This is a genomic window from Roseomonas sp. KE2513 (genome assembly GCF_016107305.1).
In the GTDB taxonomy this organism is placed as follows: Bacteria; Pseudomonadota; Alphaproteobacteria; order Acetobacterales; family Acetobacteraceae; genus Roseomonas.
The window spans coordinates 46,784-65,289 of record NZ_RCVR01000018.1 but is presented as its reverse complement, the minus strand read 5'-3'; the positions used below and the strand labels follow the sequence as shown (position 1 = coordinate 65,289).

Here is an 18,506-nt window from a genome sequence, read left to right as displayed (position 1 = left end):
GCGACGTCCGGCCCTTCACCGTCCGCCTCGCGGAGCTGCTCGGAAGCCAGTTTTCGGGTCTCGCACTGACCGCCGGTGCCGGAGTGTCCATCTTCTACCCAGCGTCCATCGACTTGCTGCTGCCGACAGCGGCCATCTACGCGGCCTGGGTGATGCGGCGGCGGGTGAGGCTACCCCTGCGCCTGCCGCGGAGCGCGGACCAGCCGGACTGGAACTATCCCAGCCCGGTGGACCGCAAGCCTCAGAGGGCCGCAGGCTCGATCTTCCTCGGCATAGACCAGGTAACGGGGCAGGAACTCTGGATCACCAACGAGGACGGTCGACAGCACGGAACCATCCCCGGCACCACCGGAGCGGGTAAAACCACCGCTATCCTGAGCCTGCTGGCCAACTCCCTGACCCACGGCTCCGGCTTCGTGCTGGTGGACGGCAAGGCCGATAACAAGCTCTATGGCGAGGTGATGGCGCTGGCACGGCGCTTCGGCCGTGAGGACGACGTGCTGGTCCTGAACTTCCTTGTCGCGTCCGGGATCAAGCAGAGCAACACCTTCAACCCCTTCGCCGGGGGTAATGCCGATGCCATCCGCGAACTGCTGGTGTCTCAGCTGGGCGAGCAGAAGTCCGACGACAGCAACGGTGTGTTCCGCGCCCGCGCGGTGGCCCTGATTGGCACCATTACCCCTGTGCTGGTGTGGATGCGCGATCAGATGGGAATCCCCATCAACATCGAGACGATCCGCTTCTCACTGGAGCTGCGCTCCATCGACATGCTGGCCTCGCACCGCATCTTTCTCGTGCGCGATGCCATCGGCGGCAAGGTATCGGAGATCTCCGTGCCGACCATGCCGGAGGACATCATCTACCCGCTTAAAGCCTACCTGGGTGAATTGCCGGGCTATGACACCTCGCAGCCCTACAACAAGCAGAAGGGCGAGGAGCCGTCCAAGCAGCACGGTTTCGCGCTGTTCTATTTCACCGGCGTATTCTCACAGCTTTCCGTCAGCCTCGGGCACATCTTCAAGGTGCTGTCGGGCGACATCGACATGCGCGACGTGGTGCTGAACCGGCGAATCCTGGTGGTGAACCTTCCGGCGTTGGAGAACTCCGACGACACCCTTGCCGCGCTCGGCAAGATCGTGGTGGCCTCGCTTCGCGGCATGCTGGCACAGCTCCTCGGCGCCAAGCTGGAGGGAGACAGCAAGGAGATCTTCTCGCTCAAGCCGGGCATGGGCGAGGGCCCGTTCCACGTCGTGTTCGACGAGGTGGCGTACTACGCCACCAATGGGATGGACCGTATGCTGGCGATGGGGCGTGGCCTAAACATCATGTTCTGGCTCTGCTTCCAGGAGGTATCGGGCATCTGGGCGCGGTTGGGAGAGAAGACTGCCTCGCTGCTCGGCAATGCCAACCTGACCATCGCCATGCGACAGCAGGATGCCAACCGCACGCGGGAGTGGATCGAGAAGACCGCCGGCGAGACCGAAGTGACTCAGGCCACCTCCTTCGTGGCGGGCGAGGCCGGGCAGTACCGCGAGGGCCCCTCGGCTGAAGTCCGCAAGGTGAACCGGGTGGCGTGGTCTGATTTGCAGAAGCTGCTGGAAGGCGAGGCCATCGTGATGCTGGGTGGACGGCGCGTGTACGCCAAGCTGTTCCACGCTGACGTCAAGGCGGATGGTCCGATCCGTCGGAACCGGCCGCTGATCCTCACTGGCCTCACCAAGGATGGGAAGGAGCCGGGCGGCCGGGTGAAGGATGTCGCGGCGCGGCTGGAAAGCGGACGGGTTCCCCCGGGCCTGCCGGTCACGGAAGATCCTGTGCTGCGAGCCATGGTGGATGCCTTCCGTAGCAGCGACGCCGAAACGCCGGAGGGTCGGATCGCCGCGGCTATTGCCGCTGCCGGCGCGACGCCCCTCCCCATACCGGCCAACGACGTCCTCCCAGAGCCGCCCGTCACGAGCAGCCAGCCCATGATGGAGGCGATGAAGCCGGTCCAAGCCGGCGATGAAGCCGCGAGCTCGCTCCCTGCTTCGTCGGCGCGGATCGTCGCCGCTGATCGCGGTCTCTCGACGTCCCTCTCCGCCATAGAGTTGGCGCACGGCGCCCCGGCGGCCACCGCCGAACGCATCGGCCGGGAGGTCGCTCGCGACGTCATCGAGGCCGGCACGCTCGACCTTCCCGAGCCGCCCGCCATGACGGCCAAGGAATTGGCGGCGCGGCTGAACCTGCTTATCGGGCGGTTGGCGGCATGACCGCGACCGACCTTCCCGGCGCCCGCCCAATCCTCGCTGCCCTCCACCGTCCCGCGACGCTGGCCGACCTGACGGCAGCGAGCGGAGGGTCGGTCGTCAAGGCCACACGAACCCTGCTATACTAGCTTCGGGATGGGAGAGCCGTTGCCTACTGCCTCGACCACTTCATCCTGCCCGGACATCTCCTCGCCCTTCGTGACGATCCGACCGGGACGGACAGGTCGGCAGGCCGCCGCGTGATGGCCGCGCTGACGCAAACTTCGAGTGTGGCCGAGCTCGCCGGACGGACCGGACTGCCGGGGGCCGAAGTCCGTTCAGCGATCTTCGCCTCACCCGGATCGACGCCGTAGCGTCCGTCAGGTCCGAAGGTAAGAGTTGGCGCCGTAGCGAAGGAACCCCGGCGAGGGCATCGCGGCGGCGGATCGAGCACATGGCCGCCCAGGCCGCGGCGATGATCCTGCTGGACGTGCCCCGCACGAGTTGCGAGATAGCCAAGGCCATCGGTTACGGCGCCGCCGTGATGAACGACCTCGTGCAGGGCCTGATGCACAGCGGCGAGGTGCTGCGTGTCGAGCGATCGCGCTACGTCCGTTCCACCAATCCTAGTGTCGCGTCTTTCCAGACCTCGATCTTGGTGCCCTGAGCCGCCCGGGCGCCCGCAAGTGGAAGCGCCGCCACAGCCAGACCGACGCCCAGGATCGCACGCCTGCTGTTCAATGGCGGCACAAAGTTTTCACTCATCACATGGTTCCCTGATTGGCTCGGTGCGCTGCAGCACTCGGCGCTTCGCGTCTCGCTCGCTGTCCTGTTCTCGATAGGTTTGAGGCAGCTAAATTCCCGCCTCCCTCAGCGATTTCGTCCAAGATGGGGCACTCCGGCCGGTGATCACCGTGGCAGGCCGCCGCGATTTCCTCCAGCGCCTCGCACATCCTGGTCAGCTCGACGATTTTGGCGCGCAGTTCGGCCGCGTGCTCGGTCGCGATGCGCTTCACGTCGGCGCTCGCGCGGTCCTCGTCTTGCCAGAGACCGATGAGTTGCTTAATCCGGTCCAGCGGAAGGCCGAGGTCGCGGGCCCTTCGTACGAACCGGAGCGTGCCGATGTCCTGCTCCGAGTAGACGCGGTAGCCCGCCTCCGTTCGCCCCGCCGCGGGAAGGAGGCCCACGCTCTCGTAGTACCGCAGCATCTTTGCAGAGACGCCGGACGCCTTCGCGGCCTGTCCGATGTTCATGGAGATCTCCTCAACTAGGCACCGCTCGTCCTGGTCCCGGCCAAGATGGGGATTCCCACAGTGGGAAGGTAAAGGCGGCGTACTCGAGAGCTCGCGAACTCGGCAACAGATAGTCCTTGACCTTCCCATCATGGGAGACACCACCTTTCTGGGCACCTGAGCAACGAGGGCCCGCTCCACGCGGCCCGAACCGGGGCGGCAAGCATGAGCGGTCACCACACCAGTCACGGGCATCCGCACCAAGACGGACCGCGCTGCGGCCACGACCACCACCATCATGGTCCCGGCCCGGCCGCAGACCCGGGGCTGGTCACCGACCCGGTCTGTGGGATGAAGGTCGATCCGGCCACCTCCAAGCATCGCCTGGAGCATGCCGGGACGACCTTCCATTTCTGCTCGGCCGGTTGCCGGACGAAGTTCCAGGCCGATCCCGAAAAGTACCTCAAGCTGAAAGATGCCGCCGCGGCACCGGCCCCCGCCCCTCGGAAGGGCGCCATCTACACCTGCCCCATGCACCCGGAGATCCGGCAGGAAGGCCCCGGCAACTGCCCCATCTGCGGCATGGCGCTGGAGCCGCTGGAGGTGACCGCCGAGGCCGCCCCTAACCACGAACTAGCCGACATGACCCGCCGGTTCTGGATTGGCTTGGCCCTCGCGCTTCCTGTAGTGATCCTGGAGATGGGGGCTCACATTCCCGGGCTGGGCCTGCACGAGTTGGTGCCGCCTCGGACGTCGGTCTGGGTCCAGTTCCTGCTGGGTACGCCCGTCGTGCTCTGGGCGGGCTGGCCGTTCTTCGTCCGCGGCTGGCAGTCGGTGGTGAACCGCAGCCTGAACATGTTCACCCTGATCGCCCTCGGGACGGGCGCCGCCTACCTCTACAGCCTGGTGGCGACCTTCGCCCCCGGGGCCTTCCCGGAGGGCTTCCGCGGGATGGACGGAACGGTCGCCGTCTACTTCGAGGCGGCCGCCGTCATCACCGTGCTCGTCCTGCTCGGGCAGGTGCTGGAACTGCGAGCCCGCGAGCAGACCGGCGGCGCCATCCGCGCCCTGCTCAACATGGCACCGAAGACCGCACGGCGCCTCAAGGATGACGGGGAGGACGAGGAGGTCCCCCTGGCGGACGTCCAGGCCGGTGACCGGCTGCGGGTGCGTCCTGGCGAGAGTGTGCCGGTGGACGGGGAGGTGCTGGAGGGCGGCGGCGCCGTGGATGAGTCCATGGTCACCGGCGAATCCTTGCCGGTCGAGAAGCAGTCCGGTTCCAAGGTCATCGGCGGCACGGTGAACGGCACTGGGTCGCTGGTGATGCGGGCGGACAAGGTCGGCTCCGACACCATGCTGTCGCGCATCGTGGCCATGGTCGCCGACGCCCAGCGCAGCCGAGCCCCCATCCAGCGGATGGCCGATACGGTGTCCGGCTACTTCGTCCCCGGGGTCATCGCGGTCGCGGTGCTGGCCTTCGTCGCCTGGGCCGCCTGGGGACCGTCCCCGGCGCTCTCCTACGGGCTGATCGCCGCCGTCTCGGTGCTCATCATCGCCTGCCCCTGCGCGCTCGGGCTCGCGACCCCGATGTCGATCATGGTTGGCGTCGGCAAGGGCGCGTCCGCGGGCGTGCTCATTAAGTCGGCCGAGGCGCTCGAGCACATGGAGAAGGTCGATACCCTGGTCGTGGACAAGACCGGCACCCTGACGGAAGGCAAGCCCAAGGTCGTGGCCGTGGTCCCGGCGCCGGGTCTGACCGAGGCCGAGGTGCTGCCGCTGGCCGCCAGCCTGGAGCGGTCCAGCGAGCACCCGCTGGCCGCCGCGGTCGTGGCGGCAGCCAAGGAACGCGGCATGGCCTTCGGAGAACCGGCCGACTTCGCCTCTGTCACCGGTAAGGGCGTGACCGGCACGGTGGAGGGGCGCCAAGTCGCACTGGGCAACGCGCGGCTGATGCAGGAGCTCGGGGTGGAACTGGGCGCCCTCGCGGCCAGAGCGGACGAGCTCCGCCGCGAGGGGGGAACGGCGCTCTTCCTGGCCATGGACGGCAGGCCGGGCGGCGTCATCGCCGTGGCCGACCCCGTCAAGCAGAGCACGCCCGCAGCGCTGGAGAGCCTACGCGCCAGCGGCATCCACATCGTCATGCTGACGGGCGACAACCGCACGACGGCGGAGGCGGTGGCCCGCAGGCTCGGTATCGAGGAGTTCGAGGGCGACGTCCTGCCCGAGGACAAGCACCGTATCGTCCGCGAGCTGCGGGCCCAGGGAAAGGTCGTCGCCATGGCTGGTGACGGCGTCAACGACGCCCCGGCCCTGGCCGAGGCCGACGTCGGCATCGCTATGGGCACCGGGACGGACGTCGCGATGCAGAGCGCGGCCGTGACGCTGGTGAAGGGCGACCTTGCCGGAATCGCGCGTGCGCAGACCTTAAGCCGGGCGACCATGCGCAACATCCGGCAGAACCTGTTCCTCGCTTTCGTCTACAACATGCTCGGTGTGCCGCTCGCCGCTGGCGTGCTCTACCCGGTCCTCGGGATCCTGCTCAGTCCGATCGTCGCAGCACTGGCGATGGCACTGAGTTCGGTCTCGGTCATCGGCAACGCCCTGCGGCTGCGAGCCCTCCGGCTCTGAGGCCATCGCGTGACCATGGCTACAGACATGGTCGCCCTGGGCTTCTACCCAGGGTGGCGAGCGGCCTCATCGACCGCCGCCCCTCTCCGGTTCAGCGGGTCCGCGCACCCGAGGAGCCGCTCATCTGATTGCAGTGCGCCATCATCGCCTGCATGTCCTGCGGAATCGTTCGCCCGGCGCTGGCGTCGGCCTGCATCTGGCGACAGTGCGCCATCATGTCCTGCATGTTCATGCCGGACATGTTGTGGCCCTGCATGCCGGACATTCCCTGCATGTTCTCGTGGTTCATCCCGGGCATGTTGGAGTGGTCCATGCCCTGCATGCTGTCCATCCGCCCCGTGGCGCTGGAAGGCTGCGCCGTCGAGCGGCCCGCGGGCTGGACGGGCAGTTCGGCGGACGTGGGAGCGGATGAGGCTCCCACCGGCTTGAAGGCCGGGGCGCAGGCATCATGCTTGTCCCGAACGCGGGCAGCGGGATCGCCGCTCCCGCTTCCGACCCGCGTCACGTCAGCTGCCGCCGGACGAACCACGCCACGAGCGGCGGCAGCAGGACCCACTGCAGCACCGGCGAGAGCCCGACCCCGAGCAGCGGGACGATCGGCATGGCCTCAGCGTACGTCCACCGCCCGAGCGGGCCCGTTGCCAGCCACTCCAGCACCGCCGTGATCGCGACGCCGATGCCGATGAAACCCGCAAGCTGCCCGGTGCTGGGGGCGAAGATCCAGCGCCCTGTCCCAGCCACCGCGGCGATGCCCCAGAAGGCCACCACCGCGATGACGGCGTCGCCGAGGGTAGCGCTCGTGCAGACCTTGATGGCATCCCAGTGCGACGCCTCGGGCATGCCGCGGAACAGCGGCACTTGCAGAAACTCCCAGGGATAGTTCAGCAGGAAGGCGAAGACCGCCACGTTCGCCGCGGGCGCCTCGAGGAGGCGGCGGAGGGGACCAAGCGGCCGGGCGGGAGCATGGCGCCGATCGGGGGGGCGGTGCACGGACGTCACGCGACGGCGCCATGACCCCGGTGCGTCGGATCGAGAGCGGAGGGCCCGCCATCCGGCGTCCCGCTCACCCATGGACTGGCATCCGCCGCCGGTCGCGCCTGCCCCTCATACATGAAGGTCATCGGCTTCGGTCCCTTGCCGAGGTATTCGGAGCGGAAATATATCACGCGAACCCGGCCACGCGCAGCATGTCGCCCACGGGATTGTCGAAGTGGCAGCTGTCCCGGGCCCATAGGGGGTCCAGGCGACGCTGCCTGGCGGTGGCCCCCGGCTCCGGCGCCAGCCCGTGCTCGACGAAGAGGCGCTCCCCCTCAGGCCGGAGCACCCGGCGCGTTCCGCCGAGGCCGGCACGGGCGTCGCCCAGGCTGCAGAGCGTCCAGGCCATCACGATGGCGTCCACACTGCGCTCCGCGAGCGGGATCGCCTCGGCCGCCGCCAAGTGCGCGGCGCAGCAGCTCCGCCGAGGGGTCGAGGCCGATCACCAGCTCGACACCGGGGCCGTAGAGTGGCAGGTTCAGCCCCGAGCCGGCGCCGACCTCGAGCACCCGCCCTCGCGCGGGCCACACCAGCCGTCGGCGGTAGGACGCAAGATCCTCGGCGCGCATCGTCCAGTCGGTCAGGCGCGGCGGGATCCAGCGCTCATAGGTGCTCAAGGCCTTGCTCCGCGCCAGCGCCCTCAGAGCCCTCCATCGGCCAGACATTGGCGGACCCGTGTCAGCCGCTCGCAATGCCCCTGATGACCTTGCCAGTCCCGCCGCAGTTCACGCAGGTTTCGCCCCGGACCCGGCTGGTGCCGTGGCACTCGGGGCAGATGTCCTCGCCGGTGCCCGGCGCCCTCGCCCGCTGGTCCACTTCCGTCACGGATCTACGCCCGGCGGAGCGGGAGGAGGTTGAGCGGGATCTTTAGGTACGAGGAGCCGTTCGCCTCCGGCTCAGGCAGCCGACCGCCCCGGATGTTCACCTGCAGCGCCTCCAGCATGAGCGCCGGCAGCGGCAGCCCGGCGTCCCGCGCTTCGCGCTTCCGGACAAACGCCTCCTCCGAGATGCCGTCGCGGACATGGATGTTGCGCTCGCGCTGTTCGGCGACGCTGGACAACCACCTGGCCTCCCGACCGCCAGGCATGTAGTCGTGCCCGGTGAAGAGCCGCGTCTCCGGCGGCATTGCCAGGAGGCGTCGGATCGAGCGCCAAAGTGCGCGCGCGTCGCCGCCTGGGAAGTCGGCCCGCGCCGTGCCCGAGTCCGGCATGAAAAGCGTGTCGTGCACGAACGCAGCGTCACCGATCCGGTAGGTCACCGAAGCCGCGGTGTGCCCGGGCGAGAAAATCGCCTCCGCCTCGATCCCTCCCACACGAAAGCGCTCGCCGTCCTTGAAGAGGCGGTCCCACTGCGATCCGTTCGCGGGAAAGTCGGTGAGGTTGTAGATCGTTTTCCACATCTTTTGAACGACCGTCACGTGATCTCCGATTGCTATCGGCGCGCAGCCTAGCCGTTCCTTGAGGTAGTGCGCGGCCGAGAGGTGGTCGGCGTGCGGGTGGGTATCGAGGATCCACTCGACCTCGAGCCCATGTCCTCGCACGAAATCCAGCATGCGGTCGGCGAAGTCCGTTCGCGTCGCCCGGGCGTTCCGGTCGAAGTCGAGCACCGGATCGATCAGGGCACAGCGCCCGGTGGCCGGATCGGCGGCGACATACGCGACGCTATTGGTGTCCTCGTGGAAGAAGCCGGTCACCTCAGCGCGACGATGTTCGTCCATTCTCGGTCTCCCATCACGGCGTGGTTCTCTCATCCCGGCCGAGAGCGGCCCAGCCGCATACATCCGCCTCTGGCCAGCTGGCGGTCCGCCTCGTTGCGCCAGCGGGACCGCGCTCGGCTCTGCGGGCGCGGGGGTCCCGGAAGGTTTTGCCGAAAGCAATCAGCCTTCTGGCGGCATGCACCCGCATCCGCCTGGAGCCGCTCACGGGGCGCGATGCGCGACACACTGCATCGCGCGCGACGAAGCACTTCAGGAGGTCTCCTTCATCTCGACGTAACGCAGATAGGGGCGCTTCGCCTCCCAGCCTTGAGGGAAGAGGGACCTCGCCTGCTCGTCGGTGATAGAGGGCGGGATGATCGCCCGTTCGCCGGGGCGCCAGTTCACCGGTGTCGCCACCTTCGCTGTGTCGGTCAACTGCAGGCTGTCGATGACCCGGAGGATCTCGTCGAAGTTGCGGCCGGTGCTGGGCGGGTACATCAGCGCAAGCCGTACTTTCTTCTGCGGGTCGATGACGTAGACGGTGCGCACCGTGACCGCCGGGTCGGCCTCCGGGTGGATCATGCCGTACATCTTGCTGACGCGCTGATCCGGGTCGGCGACCATCGGGAAATTCACAGCATAGCCCTGGGTCTCGGCGATGTCCGCCTCCCAGTCCTGGTGTCTGGAGACCGGGTCTACCGAAAGGCCGATCACCTTCACCCCGCGTCGATCGAACTCGGGCTTCAGCCGGGCCGTCTCCCCCAGCTCTGTTGTGCAGACAGGGGTGAAATCCTTCGGGTGGCTGAACAGCACACCCCAGCTTTTGCCGAGCCACTCATGGAAGCGGATACGTCCCTGGGTCGTATCCGCCTCGAAGTCAGGGGCCATCTGGCCAAGCTGAATCATGCGATTCCTCCTTTTGTCCATCAATCTCGTTCGTCCCCGCTACCGCGGACTCCGAAGATGCGAAGATGCGAAGATGCGAAGATGCGAAGATGGGTGTCGGCCGTGCGCCGTGCAACGGGAAGTCGTACACGCACGCACAGGTTCGGGCGGCGGCTCAGGCACCGGTGGCCGCCTGGTGCAGCGCGCGCGACGTGCATCTCGCCGCGCAGAGAGGCTGTCCAGAGTCCGCTGCCGCTGACCCAGGTCGGGAGGAGATCCGTTCGCTCGCTGCGGATCCGCCGCGCCTCGGAACGGCTGCCGCGCGCTCGACAGCGCTTCTCCTCGCCCATTGCGTGGCGGCGGTGCCGCTGTTGGGTCAACTCCAGGCTCGGTCTGCGTAGGCCCACCGCTCCGCCACGCGCGCAGTGGAGGTGCCGTTTCCAGAGAGCGAAGCATGAAAGGCAGCCGAAGCTGCGTCAGGCCGGCATAGCGCGGCACAGCAGACGGCTCCGCTGCTGTGCCGCGCAGGTCGGTTGCACAATTCAAAAGAACACCTCAGCCATCCAATGCTTTCCGATTAGGAGCCATGCCCGTCGTCCTTCCGGTCACGTTCCGCATCGCCGCCGCGGTGCCGCCTCATCATGAACGGCATCAGCATGCAAGGCAGAAGCACAAGCAGGATCAGCAGGGTCCAACCCCACGAGAACGTCCCCCCAGGTGAGCCGCTACCGGGGAACAGGCCCGTACCCAGCAGGAAGAGGATGACCGCAACCACCAGGAGGACGGGTACCCATCTGCGGAACCCACGGCCGAATGCTGCCTCTGGCCTTTTGTTATGCGCCGCGTCTCGCTCGGGCGGCGTGTTCGTGCGCTTCATCAAACATCTCTCATTGCGCTGAAGAGCGGCGGGAAACCGGCCGCTCACGGTTTCACGTCCTCGGCATCACCTGCCTGCAGGAGCCCTATGGAATCCGTGCCGAGGAGCACGAGGAGCAGGCACTTGAAGCCACGCCGGCCGATCTGCGATCCCGGTTCATCGCCGTCGCGAGGGGCTGCCCGAGTGCAGCCGCTTCCCCTGGCCCTTCCCTGGTGCGGTCGCCCTATCGTGGCTTTGCCGCATCCGCATCGCCCTGATCCGGAGGGTAAGGCCACCACCTCCTCCAAAAGCGCAACGGGACGCGCCGCGTGCTCCCAGGATGCGTCCTCCGCGCTGGAGGTCATCGAGGATCGGCGCTGCCGTCGCAATCGGGCGCACGGCTGCGGTCCAGCTGAACGCTGACGGCACCGTAGGTCGTAACGCAGTAGGGAACGACGAACGTCAGCAGCGCCTTCGGCATGTTCAGCTCGGCCTCGCCGAACAGGGCCTCGCCCTGGTTGATGAGGTTCAGGATCGAGCCGACGATCACCGCCGCCTTGGCGGATCGCCGCGGTATGCCCTCGGAGAGCGCCAGTCCCACGAGGTACTTCGATTTGACGATCGATCGGTGCATCACCGTATCTCACATGTGGGCAAGACGGCGCCGTCCGCCGCTGCCGCCGGCGCCAGCGCCGGTTCGGCTCCAGCCAACCGCCGCCTTGCGGCAAGCGTCGGCGCAGCGGCGGCAGGCTTCCGCGCAGCCCCGCATTCCGGGCACCTCGCCCACCATGTGCTCGCAATGCCCGGCGCATTCTTCGCACGCCGCTATGCAGGCCTGGCGTAGCCCGGCTTGCAATGACGGCATGCGCCCCATGAGGTCGGCCGTGATCAGGCAGACCTGCGAGCAATCGAGAATCGTTCGGGCTAGCGGCGTGGTCGCCCACGCGCCACCGTGCCCGAGGCAGGCCACCGCCGCGCGGAGGCAGGCGCGATGGCATTCGAGGCAGATTCGGATATGGCGCAGCATCCCGGTGGATGCGCGGCGGCCGTCGTAGAGGTTGGACATGGACCACTCCTCCGTCGGGGAAAGCGCACGGCGACCGCCGGGCCGCGCCCACGCCGCCGCGGCACCCACGGGCGCGAGCACCGCGGCGGCGGTGACCGCAACGGCCGCTCAGCCCTTCGGGGCCACGCGGGTGACGACATAGCCACCACCCGCCCCGGGCCGCGGCGCGAGCGTGAACTCCACCTGCCGGCCGGGCGCCAGCCCCGACAGGTCCACGCCTGTGGCCACCGGGAACTCCATCGTCATCGCCGGCCAGCCGATCGCCGGGATGGGCCCGTGCGCGAGGCCCAGCGTCCGGCCGGCCGTGTCCACCTTCTGGACCGTGCCGGTCGCCGTTGCCCCCTGGGCGGCCGAAGCGCCGGGCCTGGCCGCCTGCTGTGGCGCAGTGCCGGGTGTCGGGCCTTGCTGCGCGTGCCCCGGCGCGTCGGTCAGGAACAGAAGTGCAGCCGCTGCGGCGGCCACGGTCAGCGGCCTCGTGATCATCGTGGTCATATCCTCGCTCCTTGGATGGACGGCATGGATGCGCGTGCAGGGGGCACGCTCCCGACGGCAGGCGGGCGTCGCCCACCGCACGTGTCCGGCCGGCACCGCCGGCCCGGTAGAACTCCCTCGCGCGGCGGACCGATGGCGTGGGGACGGGGTCAGCACCTCGGCTGCACGCACGCGCCCGCCATGATCGCTTCGCGGGGGCAAGCCGGCCCGCGCCGAGGCCCGGCCCTCGGCGACGCGCCGCATCGGAGCTTAGCCAGCGCATGGCGGCCCATCCTCTCATCGCATCGAGGCCGTCGTCCCGGCCCAGCGACGGCGGGCACCGGCGAACAACTGGCTCCGGTCCGGTCACGGCACCGATCCCTCCCAGGGCGCCGCGAGCGGAAGGCGGATGCGGCACACGACGCCCGTGGGCGCGAAGTCGAGCCGCACCTGGCCGCCGGACTCCCGCACCAGGCCTTGCTCCAGCAGCCGAGATCCAAAGCCGCGGTGCTGCGGCGGGCGCACCGGCGGTCCGCCCCGCTCGCGCCAGACGATCGCGACCACGGGCGTCTCGTCCCTGGCCCGCCGCTCCAGCATCCAGGTCACCTCGACGTGCCCGTCCGGGACCGAGAGCGCGCCATACTTCGCGGCATTGGTCGCCAGTTCATGCAGGGCCAGGTTGAGGGTGACCGTGACGTTCGGCGCCAGTTGCACCGGGGCCCCCTCCGCCGAAACGCGGCCCGCCGCCCCGTCGCTGTCCATTGCATAGGCTTTGAGGGTCCGCTCGATCACCTCGCGCAACGAGGCGCCCTCCCAGCCGCCCCGGGCCAGCATGTCGTGCGAGCGCGCCAGCGCCCTGAGCCGCGCCTCGAAGGTCTCCCGGAGGGTGGCGGGCGCATTCGCCTGGCGCAGCGTCTGCGCCGCAACCGCCTGCACCGTGGCCAGCGCGTTCTTAACCCGGTGGTCCAGCTCGCGGAGTAGCAAGGCGCGGTGCTCCTCTCCGTGGTGACGGGCCGTCTGGTCGCGCAGGATTTTCAGGAAGCCGCGCAGCCCGCCGTCGCCGCCCAGCAGCGGCATCATCGACCCGCTGGTCCAGACCCGAGAACCGTCTTTGCGCAGGTGCCAGCGCTCGTCCGCGGCGCGGCCCTCCTCCGCCGCCCGGCACATCTCGATCTCGGGTACCCGGGCGATGCAGTCCTCGGGGGTGAAGATAATCTCGCCGGACCGGCCCAGGACCGCGTCAGCCTCGTGGCCGAAGATGCGCCGCGCGCCCGCGTTCCAGGTTGTGACGCGGCCTTCCAGATCGAGTGTGTAGATCGCGTAATCGGTCGCGCTCTCGAGGATGAGCCGCAGGTGCTCCTCGTCCGCCTGCGGTGCGTTCACCCAAGGCCCAGCGGTGACGCGGCGCGCCTCCGCTACCCATTCGGATGTCCGCGCCGCGAGCCCGGCGCCGGTCGGGACGGGCGTGTCCCTGGCCGCTTCGGCGTGCTCCGCCGGGACCCGCGCCCGCGCTTGGGCACCGCCCGCCGCCTCCCGCCGCGCGATCTCGGCCTGAGCGCCGGCGAGGGCGGTCCTTGCCTCGCGGAGCTCGGCGGCGAGCGCGTCCCGCTCGCCGGCCAGGGCAGCGGCCACGGCGCGTCCGACAGGTGTCCGCTTCTGTGCGTCATCCGGACGCAAGCCCTCAGCCTCCTCCCATCGCCGGCCGTCCTTCTGATGCCGCATCGTCTTCATCGTCCCTGGCGCCCCTATTCACCGGCCGCCGCGACCGGCTCGCAACGCGACGGCTCGGAGAGCACATCGTGGGCTGGGCGGCCGGAGGCGCGCTCGGCCACGACGGCGGCCCTGCGCGGCAGGCTCCAGCCCTTCACCAAGCTGTAAATGGCGGGGATTACCAGGAGCGTGAGCACGGTGGAGGAAACCATGCCGCCCACCATTGGTACTGCGATCCGCTGCATTACCTCCGAACCCGTCCCCTTGCTCCAAAGAATTGGCAGCAGCCCCGCCATGATGGCGACCACGGTCATCATCTTCGGGCGCACACGTTCCACGGCGCCCTCCATAATCGCCTCGCGCAGATCGGACCGGGTCAGCGCCCGTCCCTCCGCCGCGCACCGGGCGCGGACCTCCGTCAATGCAGCCTCGAGGTAGATGAGCATGACGACCCCGGTCTCGGCCGCGACACCGGCCAGCGCGATGAAGCCGACCGCGACTGCGACCGAGAGGTTGAACCCCATCCACCACACCAGCCAGACGCCGCCCACCAGCGCGAAGGGCACCGAGAGCATCACGATCAGCGTCTCCGCCAGCGCGCGGAAGTTCAGGTAGAGCAGCAGAAAGATGATTAGGATCGTGACCGGGACAACGACGCGCAGCCGCGCCTCGGCCCGCTCCAGGTACTCGAACTGCCCGCTCCAAGTCGCATAATAGCCGGGCGGAAAGGCCACCTCCGTGGCGACTGCCCGCCGTGCCTCCTCGACATAGCCACGCAGGTCGCGGTCGCGGATGTCAACGAAGACATACCCCACAGGCTGGCCGTTCTCGGTGCGGACCGAGGTCGCGCCGCGGCTGAGGCCGACCTTTGCCACCTCCCCGAGCGGCACCGTACCACTGCCGGGTAGCTGCACCTGGACCTCGGCCGCGATCGCCTGTGGGTCATCACGCAGATCGCGAGGATAGCGGACGTTCACAGCATAGCGCTCGCGCCCCTCGACGGTGGTGGTTACTGTCTCGCCACCGAGCGCGCTGGCCACCACCGCCTGCACCTCGCCGATCGAGAGCCCGTAGCGGGCGAGCGCGTCCCGGTCGGGCTCGATGTTGAGATAGTAGCCACCGATGATCCGCTCGGCATAGGCGCTGGAAGTGCCGGGAACGGCGCGTACCACCGCCTCGACTTGGCGCGCGAGGCGCTCGATTTCGGCGAGATCCGGACCGAACACCTTCACCCCCACCGGCGTACGAATCCCCGTAGAGAGCATGTCGATGCGCGCCTTGATCGGCATGGTCCAGGCGTTGCTCACGCCGGGGAACTGCAAGGCACGGTCCATCTCGGCGATCAGGCCGTCCACGGTCACGCCCGGCCGCCACTCCGCGTGGGGCTTGAGTTGGATCACTGTCTCGAACATCTCGGTCGGTGCCGGATCGGTGGCCGTGTTGGCCCGCCCCGCCTTGCCGTAAACCGAGGCGACCTCGGGGAAGGAGCGGATGATCCGGTCCTGCATTTGCAGCAGCTCGGCCGCGCTGGTCACCGACAGGCCGGGTAGCGTGGTCGGCATGTAGAGCAGCGTGCCCTCGTTCAGCGTCGGCATGAACTCGCCGCCCAGGCGTGCCGCCGGCCAAGCGGTGGCGGCCAGCGCCGTAACGGCGAGCAGGATGGTCAGGACACGCGCCCGCAGCACCACCCGAATGAACGGGCGGTATAGCCATATCAGCAAGCGGTTCACCGGGTTGCGGTGCTCGGGGATGATCCGTCCGCGCACGAACAGCACCATGAGCGCCGGCACCAACGTGATGGACAGCAGCGCCGCCGCCCCCATGGCGAAGCTCTTGGTGTAGGCGAGCGGGTGGAACAGCCGACCCTCCTGCGCCTCCAGGGCGAAGATCGGCAGGAAGGAGACGGTGATGACCAGCAGACTGAAGAACAGCGCTGGGCCGACCTCGGCCGCTGCCTCGGTCAGTACCACCAGACGGGGCTTTTCGGGCGGAGCACGCTCCAGGTGCTTGTGAGCGGCCTCGATCATGACGATCGCCGCGTCCACCATGGCGCCGACTGCGATGGCGATGCCGCCCAGGCTCATGACGGTCGAGCCGATGCCCATCAGCTTCATAGCGATGAAGGCCATCAGCACGCCCACGGGTAGCATCACGATCGCGACCAGCGCGCTTCTGACGTGGAGTAGGAACACCACCGTGACCAGGGCGACAATGATGCTCTCCTCGACGAGCGTGTGCTTGAGGGTCTCGATCGCCTCATTGATCAGGCCGGAGCGGTCGTAGACCGGCACGATCTCGGTGCCCGCGGGCAGGCTGGGCAGGATCTCAGCCAAACGCTCCTTGGCATTGCGGATCACCTCGAGTGCGTTCGCCCCGAAGCGCTGCAGGACGATGCCGCTGGCCACCTCGCCCTCGCCGTTCAGCTCGGCGATGCCGCGCCGCTCGTCCGGCCCGGTCTCGACCCGCGCAACGTCGCGCAGCAGCACCGGCGTGCCACCCTCGGCCCGCAGGACGATCCGCTCGAGGTCCTCGGTGCCCCGGAGATAGCCGCGGCCGCGCACCATGTACTCGAACCCGGACATCTCCACCGTGCGCCCGCCAACGTCCTGGTTGCTGGTGCGGATCGCCTCGCGCACGCGCTCCATGGATATGCCAAGGGCGCGCAAGCGCAGCGGATCGACCACCACGGTGTACTGCTTGACGAAGCCTCCAACGCTCGCGACCTCGGCTACGCCCTCGGCGCGTGCCAGGGCGTAGCGGAGGCGCCAGTCCTGCAAGGAGCGGAGTTCCGCCAGCGTCAGATCCTTGGCCAGCAGAGCGTACTGGTAGACCCAGCCGACTCCTGTCGCATCCGGGCCAAGCACGGGCTTTGCCCCGGGCGGCAGCCGGCCCGAGGCAGCGTTGAGGTATTCGAGCACCCGGCTTCGCGCCCAGTAGAGGTCGGTGCCGTCCTCGAAGATGATGTAGATGTAGGACGCGCCGAAGAAGGAGAAGCCGCGAACGACCTTGGAGCGCGGCACGGTCAGCATCGCCGAGACCAGCGGGTAGGTGACCTGGTCCTCTACTACCTGCGGCGCCTGGCCCGTGTAGTCAGTGTAGACGATGACCTGGACGTCGGAGAGATCGGGCAACGCATCGAGCGGCGTGTTGCGCACCGCCCAGACCCCGGCCGCTACCACGAAGGCGGTGGCAACCAGCACCAGAAAAACGTTGCGCGCCGACCAGGCGATAAGGCGGGCGATCACTTGCTTTCCTCCCCGGTGGCCGGGGCGCCGGCCGTCAGGCCGCGCAGCGCGGCCCTAAGATTGCTTTCGGCATCGATCAGGAAGTTAGCGGCGACCACCACGCGGTCGCCCTCGGCCACGCCCTCACGGATCTCGACAAAGTCGCCGCCGCGGCGGCCGAGCTTGACCTCCTTGGGCTCGAAGCGTCCCTCTCCCCGGTCAAGAATCACGACCTGCCGGGTGCCGCTGTCGATCACCGCTGAGTTGGGGACTGCAACCATCGGGCCGGCGCCCTTGGCGGCGATCTCCACCTCGGCATACATGCCGGGCAGCAGCATACCGTCCGGATTTGGCAACTCGATCCGGACTCGCGCCGTGCGCGTTTGCAGGTTCAACTGCGGGTAGATGAGTTCGACGCGGCCAGAGAAAGTGCGGCCTGGCAGGCCACGTGGCCGCACCTCAACCGTCTGGCCGGGAGCAACATTCCCCAGCTCGCGCTCGGGCAGGTCGGCAAGGACCCAGACGACCGAGGTGTCAGCCAAGCGAAAGAGCGTCTCGCCCGCCGGGGCGCGCATGCCCTCCACCGCGCTCCGCTCGAGCACCACTCCGTCGCGCGGCGCGGGCCAGACGAAAGCCTGGGGGATGCGCCGCGTCCGGTCGATCTCCGCGATGAGCTGCGGTGGCACGCCGAGGTTCTCCAGTCGCCGGCGCGCGCCGTCCGCATTGGCCAAGCTAGCCCCCGCAGGGATTCCGAGCGCCGAGATGTACTGAGCACCGGCGGCAACCACGTCCGGCGAATAAAGCTGGAGCAGCGGCTGACCGCGCCGGACCCGGTTGCCGGTGGTGACGTCCGCGACCCGCTCGATGAAGGCCTCAGCCCGCAGCGCAACCACTGCGACCCGCCGCTCGTCCAGCTCGACGGTGCCGGGTGCGCGGATGGGGCGGACGACCTCGCGGCGGGCGACCGGCTCGGAGCGCACCCCGGTGGCCTGGATCCGGCCCGGCGCGACCCGCACCGTGGACCCGTCCTGGTCCTCGCCTTCGTAGACAGGGATGTAGTCCATCCCCATCGAGTCCTTCTTGGGCACAGGCGAGGTGTCCGGCAGCCCCATTGGATTGCGGTAGTAGAGGATCCTCCGTGGGCCGTCCGCGGTCGGCTGGGCCGCCGCTGTCGCGGTCGCCGGCGTGGCCGGGTCTTCCGGCTCCACGTCCTGGCCGGCGAAGACCGCGCGGAAGTCCCGCCCGTTCTCGGCCTGGCGCGGCCCCGCCGCGTATTCTGGCCGGTCAGGGTGGCGGTAGTAGAGGATGCGGTCCGAGACAGGCCGCGCCGGCCCACCGGCCTGCCCCTGCTCCGAGGCAGCGGCCGGTCCCAGCCCTCGGCCCAAGCCCAGCCGCCCTGCCTGATAGCCGCCGGCCATCAGGCCGACCGCAGCGAGCAGAACCAGCGCTGCTAAAACCATACGTGGCATGGCGACAGC

General features: G+C 68.8%; 17 protein-coding genes. 4 read left to right on the top strand and 13 right to left on the bottom strand.

Translation table 11 applies throughout. The features are described 5' to 3' along the window. Positions 1 to 227: 227 nt before the first annotated feature. The 3 genes from D9599_RS18115 (at position 228) to D9599_RS18110 (ending at position 2,892) form a co-directional block, all read left to right on the top strand. On the top strand, positions 228 to 2,249 hold the full coding sequence (locus tag D9599_RS18115; RefSeq protein ID WP_309228652.1) for a type IV secretion system DNA-binding domain-containing protein: 2,022 nt from the start codon (positions 228 to 230) through the stop codon (positions 2,247 to 2,249). Next, the gene (locus D9599_RS31970) at positions 2,246 to 2,374 is read left to right on the top strand and encodes a hypothetical protein (protein WP_255531602.1); all 129 of its coding nucleotides are present in this window, start codon (positions 2,246 to 2,248) and stop codon (positions 2,372 to 2,374) included. The genes D9599_RS18115 and D9599_RS31970 overlap by 4 nt, the downstream gene beginning before the upstream one ends. A 305-nt stretch (positions 2,375 to 2,679) precedes the next feature. Then, on the top strand, positions 2,680 to 2,892 hold the full coding sequence (locus D9599_RS18110) for a hypothetical protein (protein WP_198382683.1): 213 nt from the start codon (positions 2,680 to 2,682) through the stop codon (positions 2,890 to 2,892). A 97-nt stretch (positions 2,893 to 2,989) separates the two neighbouring features. On the opposite strand, the gene cueR is transcribed toward D9599_RS18110, so the two are convergent. Then, positions 2,990 to 3,478: a Cu(I)-responsive transcriptional regulator gene (gene cueR / locus D9599_RS18105; RefSeq protein WP_198382682.1), complete on the bottom strand. Its 489-nt coding sequence runs from the start codon at positions 3,476 to 3,478 to the stop codon at positions 2,990 to 2,992. A 204-nt stretch (positions 3,479 to 3,682) separates the two neighbouring features. Here cueR and D9599_RS18100 point away from each other — a divergent pair, with 204 nt between their 5' ends. After that, a complete protein-coding gene (locus D9599_RS18100) occupies positions 3,683 to 6,085 on the top strand; it encodes a heavy metal translocating P-type ATPase (protein ID WP_198382681.1) in 2,403 nt (800 codons plus the stop codon). A gap of 91 nt (positions 6,086 to 6,176) precedes the next feature. Here D9599_RS18100 and D9599_RS18095 read toward each other — a convergent pair whose 3' ends face one another. From D9599_RS18095 to D9599_RS18040, 12 genes are all read right to left on the bottom strand, one after another. After that, positions 6,177 to 6,407, bottom strand: a complete 231-nt coding sequence (locus tag D9599_RS18095) for a hypothetical protein (protein WP_198382680.1) — start codon at positions 6,405 to 6,407, stop codon at positions 6,177 to 6,179. Positions 6,408 to 6,586: 179 nt separating this feature from the next. After that, positions 6,587 to 7,084 (bottom strand): hypothetical protein, encoded by a 498-nt coding sequence (locus tag D9599_RS18090; protein ID WP_198382679.1) that lies wholly within the window; start codon positions 7,082 to 7,084, stop codon positions 6,587 to 6,589. A 163-nt stretch (positions 7,085 to 7,247) separates the two neighbouring features. Beyond that, on the bottom strand, positions 7,248 to 7,523 hold the full coding sequence (locus D9599_RS18085; RefSeq protein ID WP_198382678.1) for a methyltransferase domain-containing protein: 276 nt from the start codon (positions 7,521 to 7,523) through the stop codon (positions 7,248 to 7,250). Between the two features lie 426 nt (positions 7,524 to 7,949). Then, positions 7,950 to 8,837, bottom strand: coding sequence for an MBL fold metallo-hydrolase (locus tag D9599_RS18080; protein WP_198382677.1), 888 nt, complete (start codon positions 8,835 to 8,837; stop codon positions 7,950 to 7,952). A 249-nt stretch (positions 8,838 to 9,086) separates the two neighbouring features. After that, positions 9,087 to 9,722, bottom strand: coding sequence for a peroxiredoxin (locus tag D9599_RS18075; protein WP_198382676.1), 636 nt, complete (start codon positions 9,720 to 9,722; stop codon positions 9,087 to 9,089). Positions 9,723 to 10,278: 556 nt separating this feature from the next. Beyond that, the gene (locus D9599_RS18070; protein ID WP_198382675.1) at positions 10,279 to 10,578 is read right to left on the bottom strand and encodes a hypothetical protein; all 300 of its coding nucleotides are present in this window, start codon (positions 10,576 to 10,578) and stop codon (positions 10,279 to 10,281) included. 340 nt (positions 10,579 to 10,918) lie between these two features. Continuing rightward, positions 10,919 to 11,191, bottom strand: a complete 273-nt coding sequence (gene nrtS / locus D9599_RS18065) for a nitrate/nitrite transporter NrtS (RefSeq protein ID WP_198382674.1) — start codon at positions 11,189 to 11,191, stop codon at positions 10,919 to 10,921. 9 nt (positions 11,192 to 11,200) lie between these two features. Then, positions 11,201 to 11,623 (bottom strand): four-helix bundle copper-binding protein, encoded by a 423-nt coding sequence (locus D9599_RS18060; protein WP_198382673.1) that lies wholly within the window; start codon positions 11,621 to 11,623, stop codon positions 11,201 to 11,203. 108 nt (positions 11,624 to 11,731) lie between these two features. Further along, positions 11,732 to 12,115, bottom strand: coding sequence for a copper-binding protein (locus D9599_RS18055; RefSeq protein ID WP_198382672.1), 384 nt, complete (start codon positions 12,113 to 12,115; stop codon positions 11,732 to 11,734). 345 nt (positions 12,116 to 12,460) lie between these two features. After that, on the bottom strand, positions 12,461 to 13,771 hold the full coding sequence (locus D9599_RS18050) for a sensor histidine kinase (protein ID WP_232480648.1): 1,311 nt from the start codon (positions 13,769 to 13,771) through the stop codon (positions 12,461 to 12,463). A gap of 68 nt (positions 13,772 to 13,839) precedes the next feature. Continuing rightward, the gene (locus D9599_RS18045; RefSeq protein WP_198382670.1) at positions 13,840 to 17,049 is read right to left on the bottom strand and encodes an efflux RND transporter permease subunit; all 3,210 of its coding nucleotides are present in this window, start codon (positions 17,047 to 17,049) and stop codon (positions 13,840 to 13,842) included. Continuing rightward, positions 17,046 to 18,497: an efflux RND transporter periplasmic adaptor subunit gene (locus D9599_RS18040; protein WP_198382669.1), complete on the bottom strand. Its 1,452-nt coding sequence runs from the start codon at positions 18,495 to 18,497 to the stop codon at positions 17,046 to 17,048. Before D9599_RS18040 ends, D9599_RS18045 begins: the two co-directional genes overlap by 4 nt. Positions 18,498 to 18,506: the final 9 nt, after the last annotated feature.

Excerpts from the sequence above, each read along its gene's own strand:
- D9599_RS31970 (WP_255531602.1), top strand. The coding sequence starts at position 2,246 with ATGACCGCGACCGACCTTCCCGGCGCCCGCCCAATCCTCGCTGCCCTC.
- D9599_RS18110 (WP_198382683.1), top strand. The coding sequence starts at position 2,680 with ATGGCCGCCCAGGCCGCGGCGATGATCCTGCTGGACGTGCCCCGCACG.
- cueR (WP_198382682.1), bottom strand. The coding sequence starts at position 3,478 with ATGAACATCGGACAGGCCGCGAAGGCGTCCGGCGTCTCTGCAAAGATG.
- D9599_RS18100 (WP_198382681.1), top strand. The coding sequence starts at position 3,683 with ATGAGCGGTCACCACACCAGTCACGGGCATCCGCACCAAGACGGACCG.
- D9599_RS18095 (WP_198382680.1), bottom strand. The coding sequence starts at position 6,407 with ATGCAGGGCATGGACCACTCCAACATGCCCGGGATGAACCACGAGAAC.
- D9599_RS18080 (WP_198382677.1), bottom strand. The coding sequence starts at position 8,837 with ATGGACGAACATCGTCGCGCTGAGGTGACCGGCTTCTTCCACGAGGAC.
- D9599_RS18075 (WP_198382676.1), bottom strand. The coding sequence starts at position 9,722 with ATGATTCAGCTTGGCCAGATGGCCCCTGACTTCGAGGCGGATACGACC.
- D9599_RS18070 (WP_198382675.1), bottom strand. The coding sequence starts at position 10,578 with ATGAAGCGCACGAACACGCCGCCCGAGCGAGACGCGGCGCATAACAAA.
- nrtS (WP_198382674.1), bottom strand. The coding sequence starts at position 11,191 with ATGCACCGATCGATCGTCAAATCGAAGTACCTCGTGGGACTGGCGCTC.
- D9599_RS18060 (WP_198382673.1), bottom strand. The coding sequence starts at position 11,623 with ATGTCCAACCTCTACGACGGCCGCCGCGCATCCACCGGGATGCTGCGC.
- D9599_RS18055 (WP_198382672.1), bottom strand. The coding sequence starts at position 12,115 with ATGACCACGATGATCACGAGGCCGCTGACCGTGGCCGCCGCAGCGGCT.
- D9599_RS18040 (WP_198382669.1), bottom strand. The coding sequence starts at position 18,497 with ATGCCACGTATGGTTTTAGCAGCGCTGGTTCTGCTCGCTGCGGTCGGC.